The sequence below is a fragment of the Rhodomicrobium sp. genome (genome assembly GCF_047605405.1).
Lineage (GTDB): Bacteria > Pseudomonadota > Alphaproteobacteria > Rhizobiales > Rhodomicrobiaceae > Rhodomicrobium > Rhodomicrobium lacus.
Genome location: NZ_JASGFR010000005.1, coordinates 1 through 22410, shown reverse-complemented (window position 1 = coordinate 22410; position 22410 = coordinate 1). Strand labels below are relative to the sequence as shown.

The following is a 22410-nucleotide window of genomic DNA, read 5'->3' as shown; positions in this document are numbered from 1 at the left end:
CTCAATTCTCGCTGCGGGGACGATAAAAATATGCGCGTGCCCCCTCCACGATGCGAAGCAGGTCTGCCTGCCGTGAGCACTGCGTTTTGCTCAGAATCCGGCGCATGTGGCTCTTGACGGTAGGAAGCGACAGATTGAGGCGCTGCGCGACCTCGGGGAGCGACTGCGCCTCCACGACGTGCTTGAGAATGCGCGTTTCGGCCTTGCTGAGGTTATAGCTGCTGGCCAGACCTTCTATTCCGTAGGCGGTCGATCGTCCGGTTTGCGTGACGAGCAACATGGAAGCCGAGGTATCGGCCCCCGGGATGGCCCTCAGATACCCGATGGCGCTCGGCCTTCCCTGTCCCGCAATGGCAAGACAAATGGCCTGATCGCTCGCGCCATCGGCATGCCTTTTGTCGAGAGCCTTCTTCAAAGCCTCCGAAGCGGGGGTGTCGATCCCCGTGAGCGCGCCGTTGGTGAAACGGACCGGCCAACCCTCGTCGATCATGGCTTGGCCGGCGCGATTGGAGAAAAGGAGGCTCCCGCTACCGGAAATGATAAAAACAGCGACGGCAATCTGATCGAACAGGTCCGATAATACTGTGGCTATGCCACTCGACATGGCGAATTCCTAAAGCAGGTTTGTGCACAAGAGTTAGGAGTGCGCAGATAAGTTGAATGAGTGGGCATCAAACGAAAAAGCGGAAATAGGCGTTGCGAAGCCGAAATCGACCCGGTTCCGGTACCGACTAAAGCAAGCAGCTACTATGACATCGTACGCACTTTAAGGCAAATCGCATGCGTGTTCTGGCACCCATCCCATTCTGGGCCAAAGAGCTTGTCTGGAGCCTTCTGCGGATGCCATGGGACTAAAGCAGCCCTGATGTCGCGCAACGACGCTCCCGGAACGGCTCCCCCCCGCTCCGGGCCTTGCAGTATTCGAGTGGCTCAGTGGTTCGAGGCCGGATAGGCCCTCACAGCCTGCTTCGCATTCAGGACCGCGCCGCGCGGCTCAGCGCCTCGGCGCGCTCGAACCGGAAGGGTATCCGTTTCATCCGAAGCACGATGCCGTGGGGGGGTCCTGGCTTGGGGATCGAAAGGCCCCCGTTTCCTGCGCCGGCACGGTGGGACGCGGCTCGCGACGCAATCCCTGTATCGCGCTGCGTTGCGTTTCCAAACAAAACCGGCGGCGCTCCGTTAAACGGGCGAAGCGGCCACCTGCACCGAAACGGCACGCTCTTCCTTAAGCCGCTCCTTCAGGGTAGCGGGATCGGTGATCGGCTCGGAACACCGTGGTCCGAAACAGATGTAGGCTGTCGTGTTGCCGCCGATGGCCTTCTTTCCGAAGGCGGGGGAGGAAGCGGGGAGCGTCTCGTCCGGGCTTACCCACTGCACGGTTGCGCCCGGCAAGGACACTTCCGCCAGAGCCCTGCGCCACGCGGCTGCGTCGGGACCGGCACGGTCGCCCGCGATGGCGATGGATTGCGGCGATATCAGCGTGAGCGCGCCGGAGAGAAGGCCGGTGTATCCGATGGCCATCGTTTGGGCCGCGCCCTGGAAAGCGGTCAGCAGACCGTCGGCGCGCGTCAGATAGGCGGCGTCTCCGGTCAGCGTATAGAGGTCCGCGAGGTTCTGCAGCATGGTCGCGTTCGCGTTCGGCACGGCATCGTCACTCGCCGAGAGCGGGCGCAGGATGAGGTCGCTCGTGTCGTCCGCCGCGAAATAATAGCCGCCCTGTTCCGCGTCGTAGTGACGGTTCATGATGGCGGTCCACTCCACCCCGTCGTCCAGATAGCGCGCCTCGCCCGTCACCTGATGGAGGACGAGAGCGGCGGAAATCATGTTGGCATAGTCGGCGGCCGTGGCGGGGCCTTTCAGCTTGCCGTCACGCCAGGAGTGAAACAGGCGGCCGTTCTCGATCATGCGGTTTTTCACGAAGCCATAGGCATCCACCGCGAGTGCGACCCAGTCGGGCTGGACGAAGACGTCGCCGGCGCGGGCCAGCGCGCGAATGGCGAGGCCGTTCCAATCCGCGAGCACCTTGTCGTCCCAGCCCGGCTTCACGCGCCGCTCGCGCTCGGCGAACAGCTTGGCGCGGCATTCATCCATCGCGCGCTCTTCGCTGCCGTTGAGCAGCGCCAGCGCCTTCAGGCGGTTCAGGATGGTCTTGCCTTCCCAGTTGCCGCCTTCCGTCACGTCGTAGGTCTGCGCGAAGATCGCGGCCTCTTCGCCGTGGCCGAGAATGTCGGTGATCTCACGCGCGCTCCAGACGTAGAACTTGCCTTCGACACCGTCGGAGTCCGCGTCATAGGAAGCGGCGAAGGCGCCGCCCGGAACGATCATGTCGCGCTTGAGCCAGCCGATGGTTTCGGCCACGCGCGTCTTGAGGCGGTCTGACTGCGTTTCCTTCCAGACCTCGGTCATGAACTCGATGAGAAGCGCATTGTCGTAGAGCATCTTCTCGAAGTGTGGCACGAGCCAGCGCTCATCCACGGTATAGCGCGAGAAGCCGCCGCCGAGGTGATCGTAGATGCCGCCCTGACAGATATGCAGGAGCGTGTTCTTCACCTCCTCGATACAGGTCTTCAGATTGTAACGAAGGCCCGCGCGCCAGAGGAACTGGAAGATCGTGGTGTTCGGGAATTTTGGCGCGCCGCGAAGGCCCCCGTTCGTCGGGTCGATGGCGCCGATGAACTTTGCCGCGATGGCGGCAAGCTGCTCCTCCGAGAATTCGGGCGCCGCGCCGTAGTTCAGCCGGGGTGTGAGCCGCTGCTTCAGATAGGCGGTGTTCTGCGCGATGGTCTCCTTCTCCTGCGCGTAGACGCGCGCGACGTTCACGAGCACGTCCTTGAAGGAGGGTTTGCCGAAGCGCGGCTTGTCGGGGAAGTACGTGCCGCCGAAGAAGGGCATGCCGTCGGGCGTGAGAAACATCGTGAGCGGCCATCCGCCCTGTTCCCCCAGTTCCTGAAGCGCGGTCATATAGAGGGTGTCGACGTCCGGGCGCTCTTCGCGGTCCACCTTGATGTTGATGAACAGCTGGTTCATCAACTCGGCGGTATCCTCCTTCTCGAAGCTCTCGTGCGCCATGACATGGCACCAGTGGCAGGCGGCATAGCCGACCGAGAGCAGCACGGGCTTGTCGAGCCGCTGCGCTTCCTCGAAGGCCTCCTGGCACCAGGGCCACCATTCGACCGGATTGTGTTTGTGCTGCTGAAGGTAGGGACTAGTCTCTTCGCTCAAACGATTTAACGCCATGAGGCAACCTTGTTGACTGCTTTGCCCAATGAAAGTCCGCCAGAAGCACGGCAAGCCCTCGGGACGATTATACCCAAATTTCGAAAATGTATCGTGCAACTTGTCTTTGAAGCCTTAAGAAGCAGGAAACGTTCATGACCATCTACGCGCTGTCGTCCGCGCCGGGCCGGGCCGGGATCGCCGTGATCCGGATTTCCGGGCGTGCTTCGAGAAAGACGCTGTACGAGCTTTGCAACGGACGGTTGCCCGCGCCGCGCGTGTCGAGCTTCCGGCGGCTGCGTCATCCAAAGTCACGCGAGATGCTCGACGAGGCGATGGTGCTCTGGCTTCCCGGCCCCGCGAACTTCACCGGCGAGGACATGGCGGAGCTTTATGTCCATGGCGGACGCGCGGTCGTGGCGGCGGTCATGAATGCTCTGGCCGACATCGGTCTGCGGCTGGCCGAGCCGGGGGAGTTCACGCGCCGCGCCTTCGGTAACGGCAAGCTCGATCTGACCGAGGCCGAGGGGCTGGCCGATCTCATCAACGCAGACACCGAAGTGCAGCGGCGGCAGGCGCTGGCGCAGCATTCGGGCGCGATGCGGGCGCGCTACGAGAAATGGCGCCGCACGCTTCTCAAGGCGATGGCTTACGTCGAGGCGAGCCTCGATTTTTCCGATGAGGCGGACATCGCGGACGGTGCTTTCAGGGAAGCCGTGCCGGAGGCCCGCGCTCTCATCGCCGATCTTGAGAGCGCGCTGGCCGATGGCCGTCGGGGCGAGATCCTGCGCGAGGGCATATCGGTCGCCATCGTCGGCGAGCCGAATGTCGGCAAGTCGAGCTTGCTCAACGCGCTCGCCGGGCGTGAGGCCGCCATCGTCTACGACGAGCCGGGAACCACGCGCGACGTGATCGAAGTATCGCTCGATCTTGACGGCTATCCGTTCGTGTTGCGCGATACGGCCGGTATCCGCGAGGCGACGAGCCCCGTCGAACAGGAGGGCGTCCGCCGTGCGCTGGCCGCAGCCGAGGCGGCCGACGTCGTTCTCGCGATGGTGGACGGTTCGCGCGAAGGTGCGGGAGCGGCGAAGGCCGAAGCCGGCGGAGAAACCGCCGCCTCGTCCCCATCCACGCACATCGAGGGCGCCACCGTCACCTCATCGTCCGGCGTAAGGCTCCTCGTCGTGAACAAGGTGGACGTGGCTCCGTCACCCGCGCCCGGAAACTTCGGCAGCGAGGCGGTCTACATTTCCGCGAAGACCGGTCTCGGCCTCGATGCCCTGAAGGCAGCGCTCGTGCGGTTTGCTGGCGAGACCTATGGCAGAGGTGAAGCGCCGGCGATAACGCGCTTCCGGCACCGGCAGGAGATCGGGCGCGCGCGGCTTGCTCTTGCCCGGTTCCTCGAAGGCGTCGAAGCGGGCGAGGCGCCGGAGCTTGCCGCCGAACATCTGCGCGAAGCCGCCGACGCGCTTGGGCGCCTCACCGGTCGCCTCGATGTCGAGGATGTGCTGGGCCAGATCTTCGGCGAGTTCTGCATCGGGAAGTGACCGCAGAGACGGGAAGCCGCGCACGCCCGAAAAAGTAAACAAACTGTTTCACATGAAACATCGGCTGCTGAGAAGCGATGAGCCCGAAGCAGCCCCAACCGGCTCGTGCGTAAGCCTCTGCGCGAAGGAAGGCAGGCCGCGGACCGCAGACCGAATGCGAGCGGCCTTCCGGCTCGCACTATTCCATGATGCCGCCCCAGTGCAGGAACAGACCGATGTCGCCGAGATAGCCGTTCGGGAAACTGAGCACACGCGCTATCATGTGGAAGCCGCGATCCTTCAAGGTGCGCTCATAGCGCAGGAAAGTCTCGGCCGCCTCGCCGCGAAGGGTCGCTGGCCAGCCCGGCTCGCCGACATTGATCGCGCGCCCGCCGTCGCTGCAAAGCTCGGCCGGAAACTGGAGCACGAGATATTCCCGCTCGCCGCGTTCAGCCGCCTCGCGCGACCTTTGCAGGACCGTGAGCCACTCGTCCTCTGACAGGTGGGTGTCCACGAGTTGCTTCACGCGCGCCATGCGGTCATCGCTTTTGACGTGGTCCTGGATTGCGCGCTGACGCAGTTTCTTGGCCGCGGCCTCCTGGGCGATGAGGCGGAAGTCGGAGGCGGTCAAAGGGGCATCGGGGCGCGGCTCCGGTGCGGAGGGCGTGGGTGGCGTCTTGTCCTTGTCGCGGTCGAAAGGATCGAAGTGCAACGTCCATCCGAAGATGCCTTCGCCCTGCGGCGGTTCCGGCTTCATCTGCGCGATACGGGCGATGATGTCCGAGCGGCTGACGATCCCGACGAGGCGCCCCTCCCGCGTCACCGGCACGCGCTTGATGCCCGTGTCCACGAACATCTTGCAGATCTCCAGCACTTCGGCCCCGTCCGGCACGGTCATGACCGGAGCAGACATCACGTCGCGCGCGGTGAGACTGGCCTGAAGTTTGTCGAGAAGAGGCTGCGCGAGCGCCTTCGGGTCCAGAAGAAGCGAGAGACGCCAGTCGTGAATTTTCTGCTGGTCCGGCGATCTGAGGCGAAGAAGGTCTCCTTCAGTGACGATCCCTACGACGACACCGCTGGAGTCGACCACGGGCAAGCCCCCGATCTGCTTCTCCATCATGATGGATGCGATCTTGCGGATGTCGGTGTCGGGCGTCGCCGTGATGACAGGTTTCGTCATGACATCTCGCGCCTGCATCGCTCTCTCCTTGAATTCATCAACGAATGACTGGACCTAATCGCAGAGGCGCCCTTTTGCTAGCGGTGGCGTCGCCGGACGATCCCAAAAAAGTGTCGCGTCTTTTCGCAAGTGCAGCAAGCGCCGCGTTCACGTGAAGCCATGCCGCCATTTCAAATGCGGCGCGGCGTTGCTATCTTCGGTGCGCGCCGAGTGGGGGTTCCCCACGCCGGCAGCATCTTCCCCGAGACGACAGGATGTGAGCGATGGCCGAGCGGGCTTTCGATGTGATTGTGGTGGGTGGCGGGCACGCGGGATGCGAGGCCGCAGCTGCCGCCGCGCGTCTGGGCGCGGCCACGGCGCTCGTCACGCACAAGGCGGCGACGCTCGGCGAGATGTCCTGCAACCCGGCCATCGGAGGTCTCGGCAAGGGGCACCTCGTCCGGGAGGTCGACGCGCTCGACGGGCTCATGGGCAGGGTCATCGACAAGGCAGGCATCCAGTTCCGCATGCTGAACCGCTCCAAGGGTCCGGCGGTGCAGGGGCCGCGCGCGCAGGCCGACCGAAAGCTCTATCGCCGCGAGATGCAGGCCGCGCTCGCCGCGCAGGACCGGCTGACCGTGGTGGAAGACGCTGTCGAGGATCTTCTGGTCGAGGGCGATGCCGTAGCAGGCGTCGTCACGGCGAGCGGGCGCGAGCTGCGCAGCGGAGCCGTCGTCATCACCACGGGCACGTTCCTCAAGGGCGTCATCCATCTCGGCGAGACGCGGACGCCTGCGGGCCGTGTGGGTGAGGCTCCGTCCATCGGCCTCAGCGACCGGCTCTATGCGCTCGGCCTTCGGATGGGTCGCCTCAAGACCGGCACGCCTGCGCGCCTCGACGGGCGCACCATCGATTTCGCGCGCCTCGCCTGTCAGCCCGGCGATGCGCCGCCCGTGCCGTTCTCTTTCATGACCGATCGCATCGACACGCCGCAGATCGCCTGCGCTATCACGGCGACGACGGCGGAGACGCACGCCATCATCCGCGCGAACATCCACCGTGCGCCGATGTACTCCGGCCAGATCGAGGGTGTCGGCCCGCGCTATTGTCCTTCCATCGAGGACAAGGTGGTGCGCTTCGCCGACCGCGAGAGCCACCAGATCTTTCTGGAGCCGGAGGGCCTCGACGATCCGACCGTCTACCCGAACGGCATTTCTACTTCGCTGCCGGAGGACGTGCAGCGCGCGTTCATCGCGACGATCCCCGGCCTCGAAAACGTGACGATCATCCGGCCCGGCTACGCCATTGAATACGACTATGTGGACCCGCGCGAACTTGGCCCCACGCTCGAAGCGAAGCGGCTGCCACGCCTGTTCCTCGCGGGACAGATCAACGGCACGACCGGCTATGAGGAGGCGGCGGCGCAAGGCGTCGTCGCGGGCATCAACGCGGCGCTGGCGGCGGGCGGCGGCATTGCGGATTTCACCGTGTCGCGGACGGACGGTTATATCGGCGTGATGATCGACGACCTCGTGACGCGCGGGGTGTCCGAGCCCTATCGTATGTTCACCAGCCGCGCGGAGTACCGCTTGCGGCTCCGTGCCGACAACGCGGATGAACGGCTGACGCTGCTGGGCGCGCGCGTCGGCTGCGTCGGTTCAATGCGTGAGGCTGCCTATGCCGCAAAAGCCGAAGCGCTCGGCTCGGCGCGTCGGCTGCTCGAAACGCTCACGCTCACGCCCGACGAGGCGGCGCGCCACGGCATCGTGCTGAACCGCGACGGCCGCCGCCGCTCGGCCTTCGATCTGCTGGCGCTGCCGGGGCAGTCCGTCGCCGGGCTTGCCCGCGTCTGGCCGGAGCTGGCCGACCTGCCGTGCGGAACCGTGGAGCGGCTGGAGGTGGATGCGCGCTACGCCGTCTATCTCGACCGGCAGGAGGCGAGCATTGTTTCCTTCCGCAAGGACGAGGCCGTGGCCATTCCGCCCGCGCTCGACTTTGCGGCGATCCAGGGACTTTCCAACGAAGTGCGGCAGAAGCTCGACCGCCATCGTCCGGCGACGCTCGCGCAGGCGGCGCGCATCGACGGCATGACGCCCGCCGCGCTGATGGTGCTGCTCGCTCATATCCGGAAGACGGCGCGCGCTGCGTGAGGAAAGGCTGTTCCCGCTGCCGAGCGTTAGCGCGATCCCGAAGCCGGCAAATCTTTGTAACCGTCTTCGATTGACCCGCCATAAAGTAAACTCGACAAAAGGGCGCGCCACGGCTTCGCTTGAATCGACCATCATGGGATGCCCGTCATGACACCGCCAGACCCAACACGCCCTTATCCTATCGCCGAGCATCCGCGAGTCGGCTTTCTCAAGCCGCTCATCACCCGCCCAACCATCGTTGTGGGAGACTACACTTATTACGACGATCCGCTCGGGCCTGAGCGGTTCGAGGAGATCTGCGTTCTCCACCATTACGATTTCATCGGCGATCGTCTGGTCATCGGGAAATTCTGCGCCATAGCGACGGGTGTGCGGTTCATCATGAACGGCGCAAACCACGCCATGACGGGCTTCTCTACTTTTCCGTTCAACATCTTCGGCGAAGCGTGGCGGGAGGGCTTCGATTTCGCGACGATCCGGGCCGGCTTTCGAGGCGATACGATGGTTGGGAACGATGTCTGGCTTGGAATGGAAGCGCTCATCATGCCCGGCGTCAACATCGGAGATGGCGCAATTATCGCCGCGCACTCGGTCGTCGCATCCGACGTTCCGCCTTACGCCGTGGTTGGCGGCAATCCGGCCCGGCTGATCCGTCGCCGGTTCGATGACGAAACCATAGGGCGTCTCCAGGCGGTCGCATGGTGGGAGTGGTCCGTTGAGAAGATCACGCGGAATCTCGATGCGATACGCGGATCCGATATCGACGCTCTGGAGAAGGCGCGCTAAACGGTCGACGCTCGGCTTCGCGCCACGCCTCTTGCGAACGCGTCCACCGATGGCAGGCCGGGCGCCTCAGCGTTTCCGCGCCGTGGCGGTCGCCCTGCCGAGGGCGTCTCCGCAGCCTTTGCCCGCGAGGCGGTTATCGCAGAGCTGGATGCGGTCGAACCAGGCGAGCCATTCCTCGCCCTCCTCATGTGGCACGGGGATCGCGCCGGGCTCGAAGGCCGCGCCGCGCCACGACCGTTGCACGCCGTAAACCGCATCCCGTCCCTGAATCTGGAGGATGAGCGTATACTCACCCTTGCCGGTCGTCTTGTTCTCCGGGCAGGACAGCGCATAGAGCGCGGCGTCGTAGCCGCTCACCTTGCGGTCGGCGAGCTTCTGCATGGCGGTGGACTTGCAGGGCTGCGTCGCCTCGACCTGCTCCTTCATCTTCTCCGCGAGGATGTCGTAGCGGAAGCCGGGGTCGCGCCAGGTCTGCACGGTGACGAGGCGGTTCCAGTCGTCGGAGGTCTGCCCGTTCGGCAGGTAATCCACCTCGGCGAATTTCGGGCGGATTTCGGTTTCCTGAACGGTCCAGTCGGCGGACGGAACGGGAGCGATGAGAAACTCGGCCTCATCTGTGAACAACTTCGACGCCTCGGTTTGCGCGATGCCGCAAAGCAGCGCAACAAGAAGCGTGGAAAGGGCCATGGGAACGCGCGGCAGCATGCTGCAATCTCCAGAGCGCCCCCACTTCTACGGATACCATTCATGAGTGCTTCAAACGTGAACAGCGCCGCCGAATTTGCCCGGACCTTTCGTGTTTCACATGAAACAGTGGAAAAACTCGAATTGTACGAAAGGCTGCTCGTGCAGTGGCAGAAGGCGGTGAACCTCGTCGCCCCGAAGACAATTCCTCAGATATGGCAAAGACATTTCGCGGATTCGGCCCAACTCGTCGCGCTCGCGCCCGGCGCCAGAACGTGGGTCGACCTCGGTTCCGGCGGGGGATTCCCCGGACTCGCGATTGCTATTATGATCGCGAATCAGAAAGAGTGCGCCTGTGTGCATCTTGTGGAGAGCAACGCAAGAAAGTGTGCGTTTCTTTCCGAGGTCGCGCGGCGGACGGGGGCTCCCGCTCGTGTGCACAACATGCGCATCGCCGATGCCGCCGCAACGGGCGCGGTACCCGTTGCCGACGTCGTCACGTCGCGTGCGCTGGCTTCGCTCGATGCGCTGCTGGATCTGGCCCACCCGTTCTTCGGTAATGCGTCAACCGGATTGTTTCTTAAAGGCCGCGAGGCCGAAGTGGAAATCGCTGACGCGCAGAAGCGATGGGCTTTCGAAGTCAGAAGCCACGCCAGCCTCAGCGATGCAGAGGGTCGCATTTTGGAAATCGGCAAGCCGATGCTCAGACAAGGTGGCGGGCAGTGACAAAGAGAAACCAGGCAGCAGGTCTTCGCGTCTTCGCGGTCGCCAATCAGAAGGGCGGCGTGGGCAAGACGACGACGGCCATCAACCTCGGCACGGCGCTGGCTGCGGCTGGCGAGAAAGTGCTGGTGATCGACCTCGATCCGCAGGGCAACGCATCCACCGGCCTCGGCGTGCCGGAAGAGGCGCGCCACGTGTCGACCTACGACGTGCTCGCGGGTGCGGCGGCGCTGGAACAGGCGATGACGCCGGCGGCGATCCCCGGCCTGTTCGTCGCCCCGTCCACCCGAGACCTCGCCGGTCTTGAGCCGGAAATCGCGGCGGCGCCTAACCGCGCCTACTTCCTGCGCGACGCCATCGCGTCGCTCCGCGCCTCCGAACTCGACCGCGCCCCCGCCGACCGTCTTTCTTATGTGCTCATCGACTGCCCGCCCTCGCTCAGCATCCTGACGCTGAACGCGCTCGCGGCCTCCGATGCGGCGCTCGTGCCGGTGCAATGCGAGTTCTTCGCGCTCGAAGGTATCCAGCAATTGAAGGAAACCATCGACTTCGTGCAGGCGAGCCTGAACCCGGGCCTCGAAATCCACGGCGTCGTGCTGACCATGCATGACGGCCGCACGCGTCTTTCCAATGAAGTCGCGGCCGAAGTTCGAAGCTTCTTCGGCCAGAAGGTTTACGACACCATCATCCCGCGCAATGTGCGCATCGCGGAAGCGCCGTCTCACGGCAAGCCGCTGCTCCTTTACGATCACACGAGCGCGGGCAGCAAGGCATACATGGACCTCGCCGCAGAGATGATCACGCGCGAGGCGGCGGCAGCGGCAAAGGCGGCGTAACGGGCGCGGGGCCGTTGCGACGCGGCCCGCATTCGGTGATTTGCGTGGGTGAGTATGTCGAGGGCTGCCGCCACGGGCGGCATGACATGATGACCATTTGCGACTGGAGAGCGACATGGAAACAAGATCGGGCGCTTTAGCGACGGGACCATCGCCCGTTCGGGGAAGCCGTCTTGGGCGGGGCCTTGCCTCCCTTATCGGCGATGCGACGCCGATCGGAACGCCACGCGTCATCGCGGCAAACGGTGAGATCCGTCAGGTTCCGATCGACCGCGTTCGGCCGAGCGCCTTCAATCCGCGCAAGAACTTCAACGAAGCGGAACTGGATGAGCTTGCCGGCTCGATCCGGGAAAAGGGCCTCGTTCAGCCGATCGTTGTCCGTCCGTCCGACGCGGCGCAAACCTCTTACGAGATCGTGGCTGGCGAACGTCGCTGGCGCGCCGCGCAGCGAGCTTCGCTTCACACCGTTCCCGTGATCGTCCGCTCGCTCAGCGACCAGGAAGCGCTCGAACTCGCGATCATCGAGAACGTGCAGCGCGCCGACCTGAACGCCATCGAAGAGGCGGGCGGCTACAAGGAACTCGTGGAACGCTTCGGCTATACGCAGGAAGAGCTTGCCGGGATCATCGGCAAGAGCCGCAGCCATCTCGCCAACACGATGCGTCTTCTGAAGCTGCCGGAGCCGGTGCAGGCGCTGGTTCGCGACGGATCGCTCTCGGCGGGACACGCGCGCGCGCTGATCGGACGCGAAGACGCTGAAACCGTCGCGCTCGACATCGTGAAGAAGGGCCTCAACGTGCGCGACGTGGAAGCGCTCGTGATGGGCAAGAAGGCGAGCGAGGGCACGGCCCCAAAGGGCAAGACCGCAGCGCCTTCCAAGGACGCCGACGCGCGCGCGGCGGAACGCGACATGTCCGATGCGCTCGGACTTTCGGTGGTGATGAACCCTGGTTCCGGCGAAGCGGGCGAGGTCATCATCCGCTACAAGACGCTTGAGCAGTTTCAGGTGATCTACCGCGCGTTGCTCACGCAGAAGCGCTGATCCGACGCCTGTCGTCGTGCGAACGGGTGGCCGCTTCGCATGCGTTTTGCCACGTCCCCTTCCGACGGCAACAGCGCCAGCGCGGTCAGCGCGAGGCGCTTGCATGTGCGTGTCCGGGACCGGCGCGCCTGCTATTCCGCGACCGGCTCCGCCCAGAGATCGTAGTCGTCCGCTTCGACGATGGTGGCCCGCACGATGTCGCCCGGCTCCATGTCGCCCGCGTCCTCGAACAGCACCGAGCCGTCTATTTCCGGCGCGTCCCACGGGCCGCGCCCGGTCGCGCCGTCTTCATCCACCTCGTCGATGATGACGTCGATGGTTTTGCCGACCTGGCCCGCGAGCACGGCGGCGCTCACCTCGCGCTGCACTTCCATCAGCCGCGCAAAGCGCTCGTCCTTCACCTCTTCCGGCACATGCCCATCGAGCGCACGGCTCGGCGCGCCTTCGACATTTTCATATTTGAAGCAGCCGACGCGTGTCAGTTTCGCTTCGCGAAGCCAGTTGAGCAGGAGCGCGAAATCCTCCTCCGTCTCGCCGGGAAAGCCGACGATGAACGTCGAGCGAAGACCGAGATCCGGCACCGCTTCGCGCCAGCGGCGGATGGTTTCGAGCGTCTTTTCCTGATTGGCCGGGCGGCGCATGGCCTTCAACACGTTCAGCGAGGCATGCTGAAACGGGATGTCGAGATAGGGCAGGATCTTGCCCTCGGCCATCAGCGGCAGAAGCTCGTCCACATGGGGATAGGGGTAGACGTAGTGCAGGCGCACCCATGCGCCGAGCGAACCGAGCGCGTTGCAGAGTTCCGTGAGCCGCGCCTTCACCGGCGAGCCGCGCCAGTCGCTCGCGGCGTATTTCAGGTCGAGCCCGTAGGCGCTCGTGTCCTGGCTGATGACGAGAAGTTCCTTCGCGCCGCCTTCGACGAGCGCCGAGGCTTCGGCGAGCACATCGGCGGCGGGGCGGCTGACGAGGTCGCCGCGAAGCTGCGGAATGATGCAGAACGAACAGCGATTGTGGCAGCCCTCTGATATTTTGAGATAGGCATAATGGGGCGGCGTGAGGCGCAGCCCGGCTCGCGGCACGAGGTCGAGGAACGGCGCATGCGGCGCGGGCGCGGCGGCGTGGATCGCGTTCACCACGGCGTCGTATTGGTGCGGGCCGGTGACGGCCAGAACATCCGGGAACGAATCGCGAATCCGCCGATCTTCCACGCCGAAACACCCCGTCACGATCACGCGTCCGTTCTCGGCCATGGCCTCGCCGATGGCGTCGAGGCTTTCGGCCTTGGCGCTGTCGAGGAAGCCGCAGGTGTTCACGACGACGACGTCCGCGCCGTCATAGTCGGGCGAGATCACGTAGCCCTCGGCGCGAAGGCGGGTGAGGATGCGCTCGGAGTCGACCAGCGCCTTCGCGCAGCCGAGGCTGACAAATCCCACCTTGGGCGCGGTGGACGCGGCCCGCTCTGCTACCGGCTTCGGCATTCGTGAAAATCTCGCTGAAACAAAAAGAGCGCCATGCGGCGCCCCCTCGAATGTAGCGTTTTCCACCGCCGCGATAAAGGGCGTTGTGCCGAGGCTCGCATTCGACAGCGAAACGGTCAGACGACCTCGGTGCGCTCCGCAGGAACGGTGGAAGCGATGGGGGGCCGTGCCGCCATGGCATGCGGCTGCAACTCCGCGCGCACCTGAGCGCGCCGGGTCTGGATCGTTTTCTCGACCGCGTCGACGGGAAGCCCGAGCGATAGAAGCGTCGATTCCGCGAGCTGGAAGCTCGCCTCGGTGACGACCGGCACGGCGTCGGTCACGCCGATGGTGTAGAGATGGCGCGCGTGGCCTTCGTCCCTGGCGCGCGAGATGATGGGCACGTCTGGCCTGAGCCGCCGGACTTCCTCCACGATGTCGTCGATCATGGGTTGGACATGAATGGTCACGACGACCGCGGAAGCTTCCATCACCCCGCACGCCTTGAGGAAAGGCGGGTTGATGGCGTTGCCGTAATAGACGGAATGGCCGACAGCACGGCCTTGCGTCACCGCGGCAGTATCGTTGTCGACTGCCGTGTAAGGTACGCCGTTTTTCTCCAGCATTTCGCAGACAAGCCGGCCGACACGTCCATATCCCACCACGATGGCATGCCGGGTCTGTGGTTGCGGCTCGGCGGCGAGCGCCGGGTTCACGGGCCGCGGCTTCACGATGAGCGGCGTGATGCGGTTCGCGAGGATCGAAAGCAGTGGGATCAGCGCCATGGTGAGCGACGTCAGCGCGAGCGAGAAACTCGAAGCGTCGCGATTGATCACGCCGAGAGACGCGGCAAGGGTGATGCCGACGAATGCGAACTCGCCGCCGGGCCCCATCAGCAGGCCGGTTTCGATCGCAGCCGCCCAGGGCACGCCGAATGCGCGCGCGAGGGGGATCAGAACGGCGGCCTTCAGGGCGATGAGCCCCACGACACATGCGGGCAGCCAGATCGGCCAATGCAGAAGCTCGCGAAAGTCGATGCCCATGCCCACGGTAAAGAAGAACATTCCGAGCAGCAGGCCCTTCACGGGCTCGATAACCGTTTCGATGGCGTGGCGGTATTCCGTTTCCGCGAGCATCACCCCCGCAATGAACGCGCCGAGCGCCATGGAGAGGTTGGCGAGCGCCGCCACAACACCCGTTCCAACGATCACGAACAGGGTCGCCGCAATGAACAGATCCCGCGATTTTGTGCGAGCCACCTGGCGAAACAGCGGTCGAAGAAACGCACGCCCGACGAAAATGATGATCGCAATGGCCGCAAGCGCATGCACGATGGCGTTTTGGGCTGTCTCGATCACGGAGCCGCCATGCACGCCGAGGATTGACACGAAGATCAGGATCGGGATCACGGCAAGATCCTGCGCGAGCAGCACCGAGAACGACGCAATCCCCGAACTCGTTCGCAGGCGATTTTGCCGCGAAAGCACCTCCAGCACGATGGCTGTGGAAGACAGCGCGAGACAGCCGCCAAGAATGGCTGCCACGACGCTCGAATAGCCGAGCCATTTCACGATGATCGCGATGATCGCCGCCGTGACGAGAACTTGAAGGCCGCCGAGTCCGAACACGAGCCGCCGCATGGCGATCAGCCGCTCGTAGGACAATTCGAGGCCGATGAGAAAGAGAAGGAACACCACGCCAAGATCGGCGAAGCCGGAAATGTGGCTTGGATCGACGACGGTGAACCAGTAAAGGAACGGCGCTTCCTGAATGAACGAGCCAAGCCCGAGGGGCCCCAGTAAAACGCCGGCGCCGAGCCAGCCGAGAACCGGGTTCAGGCCCCACGCATGGACCATGGGGATGATGATCCCCGCCGTACCCAGCACGACGAGCGCGTCGCTATAGGCTTGCATGTTGATGGACGCGCTCACTAACCCTCCGCTTGTGCTTTCATTTTTTGTACAAGCAAGCAGACAGGTGCGAAACCCTTTTCCTCACGTGTCCGTGAGCGCGGGGCCAGCTTGGCGGATTCGTCGCAAAAGGCTTGGTGGGAGGGCTGGAGCGGGTACCGGGAATCGAACCCGGGTATTCAGCTTGGAAGGCTGCTGCTCTACCATTGAGCTACACCCGCGCGAACGCCACATTAGCAAGATTGGCGCGGCGCTCAACGAAAAAAGCGGCGGCCGGGCGCGATCCACATTTTTCGAAGCCGCTTGACAAGCGCAAATTGTTCCGCGCTGCCGCGAAAAATGCTTGGCATTGCGTCGGCTTGCGTGATAGCAATCAAATCCCTACTACTGGTTAGGACCGTAGCAGGCGGTTAGGTATTGGTTCGAACCATTCCTTCCGGCGGCTTGCCCTTAACCGGATGGATGGAGGAGTGTAGCTCAATCGGCTAGAGCACCGGTCTCCAAAACCGGGGGTTGGGGGTTCGAGTCCCTCCACTCCTGCCACTTCACGGTGGCGGAGAAACTCGAAAATCGAGCATTCGAGACATTAGAAGACGTTTGAATAGCGAAAGCGGAAGTGCTTCCGCATCGGTGTTGAGAAAATATGGCAAGAACCGGTCCATTCGAATATTTGCAGCAGGTGCGCGCCGAAACCGCGAAGGTCGTGTGGCCCTCGCGGCGCGAAACCATTGTGACCACGATCATGGTCGTGGTCATGGCGGTGCTGGCGTCCATTTTCTTCCTGCTCGCGGACCAGTTCTTCAGTTGGGGTATCGCCCATCTTTTGCGGCTCGGCCATTAAGCGCTTAAAATTTTCGTAACTAAAAGCAGCAAAACTGATGACAAAGCGCTGGTATATCGTTCACGCCTATTCGAACTTCGAAAAGAAGGTCGCGGATTCCATCCGTGAGCGCGCCGCGGCTGCGGGTCTCGAAGAATGCTTCGAGGACATCGTGGTGCCGATGGAGGAAGTCGTCGAGGTTCGGCGCGGACGAAAGGTCAGCACAGAGCGGAAGTTTTTCCCCGGTTATGTTCTTGTCAAGATGGACATGAACGACCGGGCGTTCCTTCTGATCAAGAATACGCCGAAGGTCACCGGATTTCTTGGCGCGGACAACAAGCCGCAGCCGATTTCCGAAATCGAGGCGCAGCGTATTCTCAATCAGGTAAAAGAAGGCGTGGATCGGCCCAAGCCGTCCATTTCCTTCGAGATCGGCGAGCAGGTGCGCGTCGCGGACGGTCCCTTTGCATCCTTCAGCGGGCATGTGGAGGAAGTGGACGAAGAGCGCGCGCGGCTCAAGGTCGCGGTTTCCATCTTCGGCCGGGCGACTCCGGTCGAGCTGGAATATGCCCAGGTGGAAAAGGTCTAGCGCGGCGCGCGGATCTTGGAAGTCTGGCTTTCGTGTGGGAGGTCGGCGTTTCGCTCGCCAGGCGTGACGTCAACGGCCGAACCACAATCCTCAACCCCGGAGCGCGTTGCTCCCGAGAGGCTTAAATGGCTAAGAAAATTATAGGCTATATCAAGCTGCAAGTGCCTGCGGGCGCGGCTAACCCGTCGCCTCCGATCGGTCCGGCGCTCGGTCAGCGCGGCCTGAACATCATGATGTTCTGCAAGGAATTCAACGCCGCATCCAAGGAGATGGAGCCCGGCTCGCCCGTGCCGGTGGTCATCACCTATTACGCGGACAAGTCGTTTTCCTTCGCGATGAAGACGCCGCCGGCGTCCCACTTCCTGAAGAAGGCGGCGGGTATCAAGAGCGGGTCGAAGACGCCCGGTCAGTCTGATGCCGGTTCGGTGACATGGGCGCAGGTGCGCGAGATCGCCGAAAAGAAGATGAAGGATCTTAACGCCACAAGCATCGATCAAGCTGCGAAGATTATTGCTGGCTCCGCCCGTTCCATGGGCCTCACGGTGAAGGAATAAGCGCCATGGCCGATGGAAAGCGTTTGAAGGAAATCAAGAAGGGCGTCGATCGCGAGAAGCTCTATGCCATTGATGAGGCGGTGAAGCTCGTGAAGGGCGGTGCGAAGGCGAAGTTCGACGAGACGATCGAGATCGCGATCAATCTCGGCGTCGATCCGCGCTATGCCGACCAGATGGTGCGCGGCGTTTGCGCGCTGCCGAACGGCACCGGCCGTACGGTGCGCGTCGCGGTGTTCGCGCGCGGTGCCAAGGCCGACGAGGCAAAAGCCGCTGGAGCCGATGTCATCGGCGCTGAGGAGTTGGTCACCGAGGTCCAGAGCGGCAACATCAACTTCGACAAGTGCATCGCCACGCCGGACATGATGCCGCTCGTCGGTCGTCTCGGCAAGATCCTCGGTCCGCGCGGCATGATGCCGAACCCCAAGGTCGGCACAGTGACGACGGACGTCGCCGAAGCCGTTCGCGGCGCCAAGGGTGGCGCGGTGGAATTTCGCGTCGAGAAGGCGGGCATTCTGCACGCCGGCATCGGCAAGGCGAGCTTCAGCGAAACGGCGCTCGTCGAGAACATCAAGGCGTTCGCCGACGCGGTCGTCAAGGCGCGTCCTTCGGGCGCGAAGGGCACATTCGTGAAGCGCATCGCGCTCAGCTCCACGATGGGGGCAGGCGTGAAGGTCGATACCGCGACGTTGATCGGCGCGGGCGCGGCCGCAGCGCAGTAATAAGAGGTTTCGGGCGGCACGCCGTCCGGGAATGCCGAAGCGGCGACGCTTCGGCGCTGTCTCCGCTCACGCGGGGGCAGCCTGTCCAAGATTGCTGGCGCCAAGGGTTTCGGCCCGAGGCTTAATAGTCGCCTGCATGAGACGGGGAATGGATTATGAGTGATCTCTTTGGCCGGATTTCCGGTTGGTGGATCGCGTCTTATCACGCCTCGGGACAGGACTGAGCGGTCGCTCGCCTTCCTTCGAGGCGCGCGGCGTGATCGTAGCGGCGGCCCGCAGTGATGCGGTCCGTCTTTAACGGAGAGAAGCGGTGGATAGAGCTGAAAAAAAGGAGATGGTTGAGTCTCTCAACGACATCTTCGCGACAAGCGGCTCTGTCGTGGTGGCGCGCTACAAAGGTCTGACCGTAGCGCAAATGACCGAGCTTCGCCGTCGCATGGGCGGCGCCGGGGCTCAGTTCAAAGTCATCAAGAATCGTCTCGCCAAAATTGCACTTGCCAACACCGCTGACGGTGCTGGCGCGGATCTCTTCCTTGAGCCGACGGGCATCGCTTATGCGAAGGACCCCGTAACGGCGGCGAAGGTGGCAGCCGAATTTGCCAAGACGACCGACAAGTTCGTGATCGTCGGCGGCCTTCTCGGCAAGCAGGCGCTCGACGCGGACAGCGTCAAGGCTCTGGCCGCCATCCCGTCCATGGAAGAGCTTCGCTCCAAGCTGCTCAGCGTGTTCCTTGCGCCCGGCTCCAATCTCGTGCGGCAGCTCAATGCTCCCGCTCAGAACCTTGTGGGTGTCCTTACGGCGTATAAGGAAAAGCAGGAAAAGCAAGAAGCGGCGTGATGGTTTGAGGCAGGGTCTCCCAACACCAACCAATCATCGAATGCACTGAGGTCAAAATGTCCGAGAAATTTGAAAAGCTGTATCAGGAGCTGTCGGGTCTGACGGTTCTCGAAATCTCCGAGCTGGTGAAGCTGCTCGAAGACAAGTGGGGCGTGACGGCGGCTGCGGCTGCTCCGGTGTTCGCTGGCCCGATCCCGGGCGCGGCAGCGGCTGTGGTCGAGGAAGAGAAGACTGAATTCGACGTCATTCTCGCCGACGCCGGCGCTCAGAAGATCAACGTCATCAAGGAAGTCCGCGCGATCACGGGTCTCGGCCTGAAGGAAGCGAAGGATCTCGTTGAAGGCGCGCCGAAGCCGATCAAGGAAGCCGTTTCCAAGACCGAAGCCGAAGAGATCAAGAAGAAGATCGAAGCGGCTGGCGCCAAGGTCGACATTAAGTAAGAACGCGGGCGGCCGGTTCGTCCGGCCCTCGTTTCTGGACTGCAATGGCCCTCGGGCGCCCTGGTTCTCGCTTAAATCGACGGCGGGAGAGGGGTGCCCGACAGGGCTTGAAAATCGTTGACGGGATGCCATATCAGGTGGCTTCCCAAGAAATTGGCTCTATCGCGACGCCCGAATCGCTAAGGCGTGCAGGACAAGCCGCCGCCCGGTGAAAATGAGGAGATCAAATGGCGCAGACGTTTATCGGCCGTAAACGTATTCGCAAGCGCTTCGGGAATATTGCCGACGCCGCCGAAATGCCGAATTTGATCGAGGTGCAGAAGCAGTCCTACGATCAATTTCTTATGGTGCAAGACCCGGTCGGCGGACGCCCGAACACCGGTTTGCAGGCGGTCTTTGCCTCGATCTTCCCCATAAAGGATTTCTCGGACAAAGCACAACTCGAATTTGTCCGCTACGACTTCGAGCCGCCGAAATATGACGTGGACGAGTGCCAGCAGCGAAGCATGACCTTTGCCGCGCCGCTGAAGGTGAAGTTACGCCTGATCACCTTTGACGTCAACGAAGAGACCGGCTCCCGGTCCGTCCGCGACATCAAGGAACAGGACGTCTATATGGGCGATATCCCGTTCATGACGTCGAACGGCACCTTCGTGATCAACGGCACGGAGCGCGTCATCGTCTCGCAGATGCACCGCTCTCCCGGCGTTTTCTTCCATCATGACGGCGGCAAGAGCCATTCCTCGGGCAAGCTCCTGTTCGCGGCGCGCATCATTCCGTATCGCGGTTCGTGGCTCGACTTCGAGTTCGACGCGAAGGACATCGTCTATGCGCGTATCGACCGCAAGCGCAAGCTTCCGGCGACGACGCTGCTTTACGCGCTCGGCATGAACAACGAGGAAATCCTCGAAACCTTCTATAATCGCATTTCTTTCGAAGCGACGAAGCAGGGCTGGCGCACCGCCTTCGTGGCTGAGCGCATGCGCGGCCTGAAGGCGACGCAAGACATTTACGACGCCGACACGGGCGAAGTCGTCATCGAGGCGGGCAAGAAGCTGAATGCGCGCCTCGTGCGTCAGCTCGCCGAGCGCGTGAAGTTCATCGCGGTGCCGGACGAGGCGCTTTTCGGTCGCTATCTCGCCGAAGACATCGTCAACATGTCGACGGGCGAGATCTACGCCGAAGCGGGCGACGAACTCGACTCGAAGGTGCTGGACAAGCTGCGCGAAGTGGGCGTCGAAGAGCTTCCCGTGCTCGACATCGACCATGTCAACACCGGTTCGTTCATCCGCAACACGCTCCATCTCGACAAGAACCAGAATCAGCAGGACGCGCTGTTCGACATCTATCGCGTCATGCGTCCGGGCGAGCCGCCCACGGAAGACGCCGCGCGCGCGCTGTTCAAGAGCCTCTTCTTCGACGAAGAACGTTACGATCTTTCGTCGGTCGGCCGCGTGAAGATGAATATCCGTCTCGACATCAAGCAGTCGGACGAGATGCGCATCCTCACGAAGGACGATATCATTTCGGTGATCCGGACGCTGGTCGATCTTCGTGACGGTCGCGGCGAAGTCGACGATATCGACAACCTTGGCAACCGCCGCGTCCGTTCGGTCGGCGAGCTGATGGAAAATCAGTATCGCCTCGGCCTGCTCCGCATGGAGCGCGCCATCCGCGAACGCATGTCCTCGGTCGACATCGACACCGTGATGCCGCAGGATCTCATCAACGCGAAGCCAGCGAGCGCCGCCGTGCGCGAGTTCTTCGGCTCGTCGCAACTTTCGCAGTTCATGGACCAGACGAACCCGCTCTCCGAGATCACGCACAAGCGGCGTCTCTCGGCGCTTGGGCCCGGCGGTCTTACGCGCGAACGCGCGGGCTTCGAAGTCCGCGACGTGCATCCGACGCATTACGGCCGCATCTGCCCGATCGAAACGCCGGAAGGTCCGAATATCGGCCTGATCAACTCGCTGGCGACCTTCGCGCGCGTCAACAAGTACGGCTTCATCGAAAGCCCGTACCGCAAAGTCGTGGATGGCAAGGTGACGGACGAAGTCATCTACCTTTCTGCGATGGAAGAGGCGCGCTGTCACATCGCTCAGGCGAACGTCAAGCTCAACGAAGACAACAGCTTCGCCGAAGACCTCATCATCTGCCGTCACCAGGGCGACGTGTCGCTCGTGGCGAAGGAGAAGGCGGACTTCATCGACGTCTCGCCCAAGCAGGTCGTTTCCGTGGCCGCCGCGCTGATCCCGTTCCTTGAGAACGACGACGCGAACCGCGCACTCATGGGCTCGAACATGCAGCGTCAGGCCGTGCCGCTCATCCGCGCCGAGGCGCCGCTCGTCGGCACCGGCATGGAAAGCGTCGTGGCGCGCGATTCCGGCGCCGCCATCGCGGCAAAGCGCTCGGGCATCATCGATCAGGTGGACGCCACCCGCATCGTGATCCGCGCAACAGACGAGACCGACCCGTCGAAGTCCGGCGTGGATATCTACAACCTGCGCAAGTTCCAGCGCTCGAACCAGAACACCTGCATCAACCAGCGTCCGCTGGTGCGTGTCGGCGATCGCGTCGAGCAGGGCGATATCATCGCGGACGGTCCCTCGACCGAACTCGGCGATCTGGCGCTCGGCAAGAACGTGCTCCTCGCCTTCATGCCTTGGCAGGGCTACAACTTCGAGGACTCGATCCTGCTCTCCGAGCGCATCGTGTCGACGGACGTCTTCACCTCGATCCACATCGAGGAATTCGAAGTTTCCGCTCGTGACACGAAGCTCGGACCGGAGGAAATCACGCGCGACATTCCGAACGTCTCGGAAGAAGCGCTGAAGAACCTCGACGAAGCAGGCATCGTCTACATCGGCGCTGAAGTGCAGCCGGGCGACATTCTCGTCGGCAAGATTACGCCGAAGGGCGAAAGCCCGATGACGCCGGAAGAGAAGCTTCTGCGCGCCATCT

At 63.1% G+C, this 22410-nt stretch carries 19 protein-coding genes and 2 tRNA genes; 14 read left to right on the top strand and 7 right to left on the bottom strand.

Going from position 1 to position 22410, the window contains the following annotated elements; genetic code table 11:
- Position 1: 1 nt before the first annotated feature.
- Complete coding sequence (locus QM659_RS03235; RefSeq protein WP_415187350.1) at positions 2-604, bottom strand: helix-turn-helix transcriptional regulator; 603 nt, start codon at positions 602-604, stop codon at positions 2-4.
- A 575-nt stretch (positions 605-1179) separates the two neighbouring features.
- Complete coding sequence (locus QM659_RS03230) at positions 1180-3237, bottom strand: thioredoxin domain-containing protein (RefSeq protein WP_415187349.1); 2058 nt, start codon at positions 3235-3237, stop codon at positions 1180-1182.
- A 134-nt stretch (positions 3238-3371) separates the two neighbouring features.
- Between QM659_RS03230 and mnmE the strand changes: the two genes are divergently transcribed.
- The gene (mnmE, locus tag QM659_RS03225; RefSeq protein ID WP_415187348.1) at positions 3372-4763 is read left to right on the top strand and encodes a tRNA uridine-5-carboxymethylaminomethyl(34) synthesis GTPase MnmE; all 1392 of its coding nucleotides are present in this window, start codon (positions 3372-3374) and stop codon (positions 4761-4763) included.
- A gap of 178 nt (positions 4764-4941) precedes the next feature.
- On the opposite strand, the gene QM659_RS03220 is transcribed toward mnmE, so the two are convergent.
- Positions 4942-5922, bottom strand: coding sequence for a CBS domain-containing protein (locus tag QM659_RS03220; RefSeq protein ID WP_303483479.1), 981 nt, complete (start codon positions 5920-5922; stop codon positions 4942-4944).
- A 263-nt stretch (positions 5923-6185) separates the two neighbouring features.
- Here QM659_RS03220 and mnmG point away from each other — a divergent pair, with 263 nt between their 5' ends.
- Positions 6186-8051: a tRNA uridine-5-carboxymethylaminomethyl(34) synthesis enzyme MnmG gene (mnmG, locus tag QM659_RS03215; RefSeq protein WP_415187347.1), complete on the top strand. Its 1866-nt coding sequence runs from the start codon at positions 6186-6188 to the stop codon at positions 8049-8051.
- A 147-nt stretch (positions 8052-8198) separates the two neighbouring features.
- Complete coding sequence (locus QM659_RS03210; RefSeq protein WP_415187346.1) at positions 8199-8837, top strand: CatB-related O-acetyltransferase; 639 nt, start codon at positions 8199-8201, stop codon at positions 8835-8837.
- A gap of 66 nt (positions 8838-8903) precedes the next feature.
- On the opposite strand, the gene QM659_RS03205 is transcribed toward QM659_RS03210, so the two are convergent.
- Positions 8904-9542 (bottom strand): hypothetical protein, encoded by a 639-nt coding sequence (locus tag QM659_RS03205; RefSeq protein ID WP_415187345.1) that lies wholly within the window; start codon positions 9540-9542, stop codon positions 8904-8906.
- 57 nt (positions 9543-9599) lie between these two features.
- On the opposite strand from QM659_RS03205, the gene rsmG reads away from it, so the two are divergent.
- The 3 genes from rsmG (at position 9600) to QM659_RS03190 (ending at position 12122) form a co-directional block, all read left to right on the top strand.
- Positions 9600-10247: a 16S rRNA (guanine(527)-N(7))-methyltransferase RsmG gene (gene rsmG / locus QM659_RS03200; protein WP_245434080.1), complete on the top strand. Its 648-nt coding sequence runs from the start codon at positions 9600-9602 to the stop codon at positions 10245-10247.
- The gene (locus QM659_RS03195; protein ID WP_127079222.1) at positions 10244-11080 is read left to right on the top strand and encodes a ParA family protein; all 837 of its coding nucleotides are present in this window, start codon (positions 10244-10246) and stop codon (positions 11078-11080) included. Before rsmG ends, QM659_RS03195 begins: the two co-directional genes overlap by 4 nt.
- A 115-nt stretch (positions 11081-11195) precedes the next feature.
- Positions 11196-12122 (top strand): ParB/RepB/Spo0J family partition protein, encoded by a 927-nt coding sequence (locus QM659_RS03190; protein WP_127079224.1) that lies wholly within the window; start codon positions 11196-11198, stop codon positions 12120-12122.
- A gap of 131 nt (positions 12123-12253) precedes the next feature.
- Here QM659_RS03190 and rimO read toward each other — a convergent pair whose 3' ends face one another.
- From rimO to QM659_RS03175, 3 genes are all read right to left on the bottom strand, one after another.
- Entirely contained in the window at positions 12254-13600 is a 1347-nt protein-coding gene (gene rimO, locus QM659_RS03185; protein ID WP_415187344.1) for a 30S ribosomal protein S12 methylthiotransferase RimO, read from the bottom strand.
- A gap of 116 nt (positions 13601-13716) precedes the next feature.
- On the bottom strand, positions 13717-15510 hold the full coding sequence (locus tag QM659_RS03180) for a cation:proton antiporter (protein WP_415187343.1): 1794 nt from the start codon (positions 15508-15510) through the stop codon (positions 13717-13719).
- 126 nt (positions 15511-15636) lie between these two features.
- Positions 15637-15710 (bottom strand) — tRNA-Gly (locus QM659_RS03175).
- Between the two features lie 245 nt (positions 15711-15955).
- Here QM659_RS03175 and QM659_RS03170 point away from each other — a divergent pair.
- The 8 genes from QM659_RS03170 to rpoB all read left to right on the top strand — a co-directional run.
- Positions 15956-16032, top strand: a tRNA-Trp gene (locus tag QM659_RS03170).
- Between the two features lie 100 nt (positions 16033-16132).
- The gene (gene secE, locus QM659_RS03165; protein ID WP_127079230.1) at positions 16133-16330 is read left to right on the top strand and encodes a preprotein translocase subunit SecE; all 198 of its coding nucleotides are present in this window, start codon (positions 16133-16135) and stop codon (positions 16328-16330) included.
- Positions 16331-16367: 37 nt separating this feature from the next.
- Entirely contained in the window at positions 16368-16898 is a 531-nt protein-coding gene (nusG, locus tag QM659_RS03160; protein ID WP_127079232.1) for a transcription termination/antitermination protein NusG, read from the top strand.
- 125 nt (positions 16899-17023) lie between these two features.
- Positions 17024-17452 (top strand): 50S ribosomal protein L11, encoded by a 429-nt coding sequence (gene rplK, locus QM659_RS03155; RefSeq protein ID WP_127079234.1) that lies wholly within the window; start codon positions 17024-17026, stop codon positions 17450-17452.
- A gap of 5 nt (positions 17453-17457) precedes the next feature.
- Positions 17458-18171: a 50S ribosomal protein L1 gene (gene rplA / locus QM659_RS03150; RefSeq protein WP_127079236.1), complete on the top strand. Its 714-nt coding sequence runs from the start codon at positions 17458-17460 to the stop codon at positions 18169-18171.
- A 310-nt stretch (positions 18172-18481) separates the two neighbouring features.
- A complete protein-coding gene (gene rplJ, locus QM659_RS03145) occupies positions 18482-19009 on the top strand; it encodes a 50S ribosomal protein L10 (RefSeq protein WP_127079238.1) in 528 nt (175 codons plus the stop codon).
- Between the two features lie 56 nt (positions 19010-19065).
- Positions 19066-19449 carry a 50S ribosomal protein L7/L12 gene (rplL, locus tag QM659_RS03140; RefSeq protein ID WP_127079240.1) on the top strand — a complete coding sequence of 128 codons (384 nt, stop codon included), beginning with the start codon at positions 19066-19068 and terminating at the stop codon, positions 19447-19449.
- A 227-nt stretch (positions 19450-19676) separates the two neighbouring features.
- On the top strand, positions 19677-22410 hold a 2734-nt coding region (gene rpoB, locus QM659_RS03135; RefSeq protein WP_415187342.1), incomplete at its 3' end, for a DNA-directed RNA polymerase subunit beta.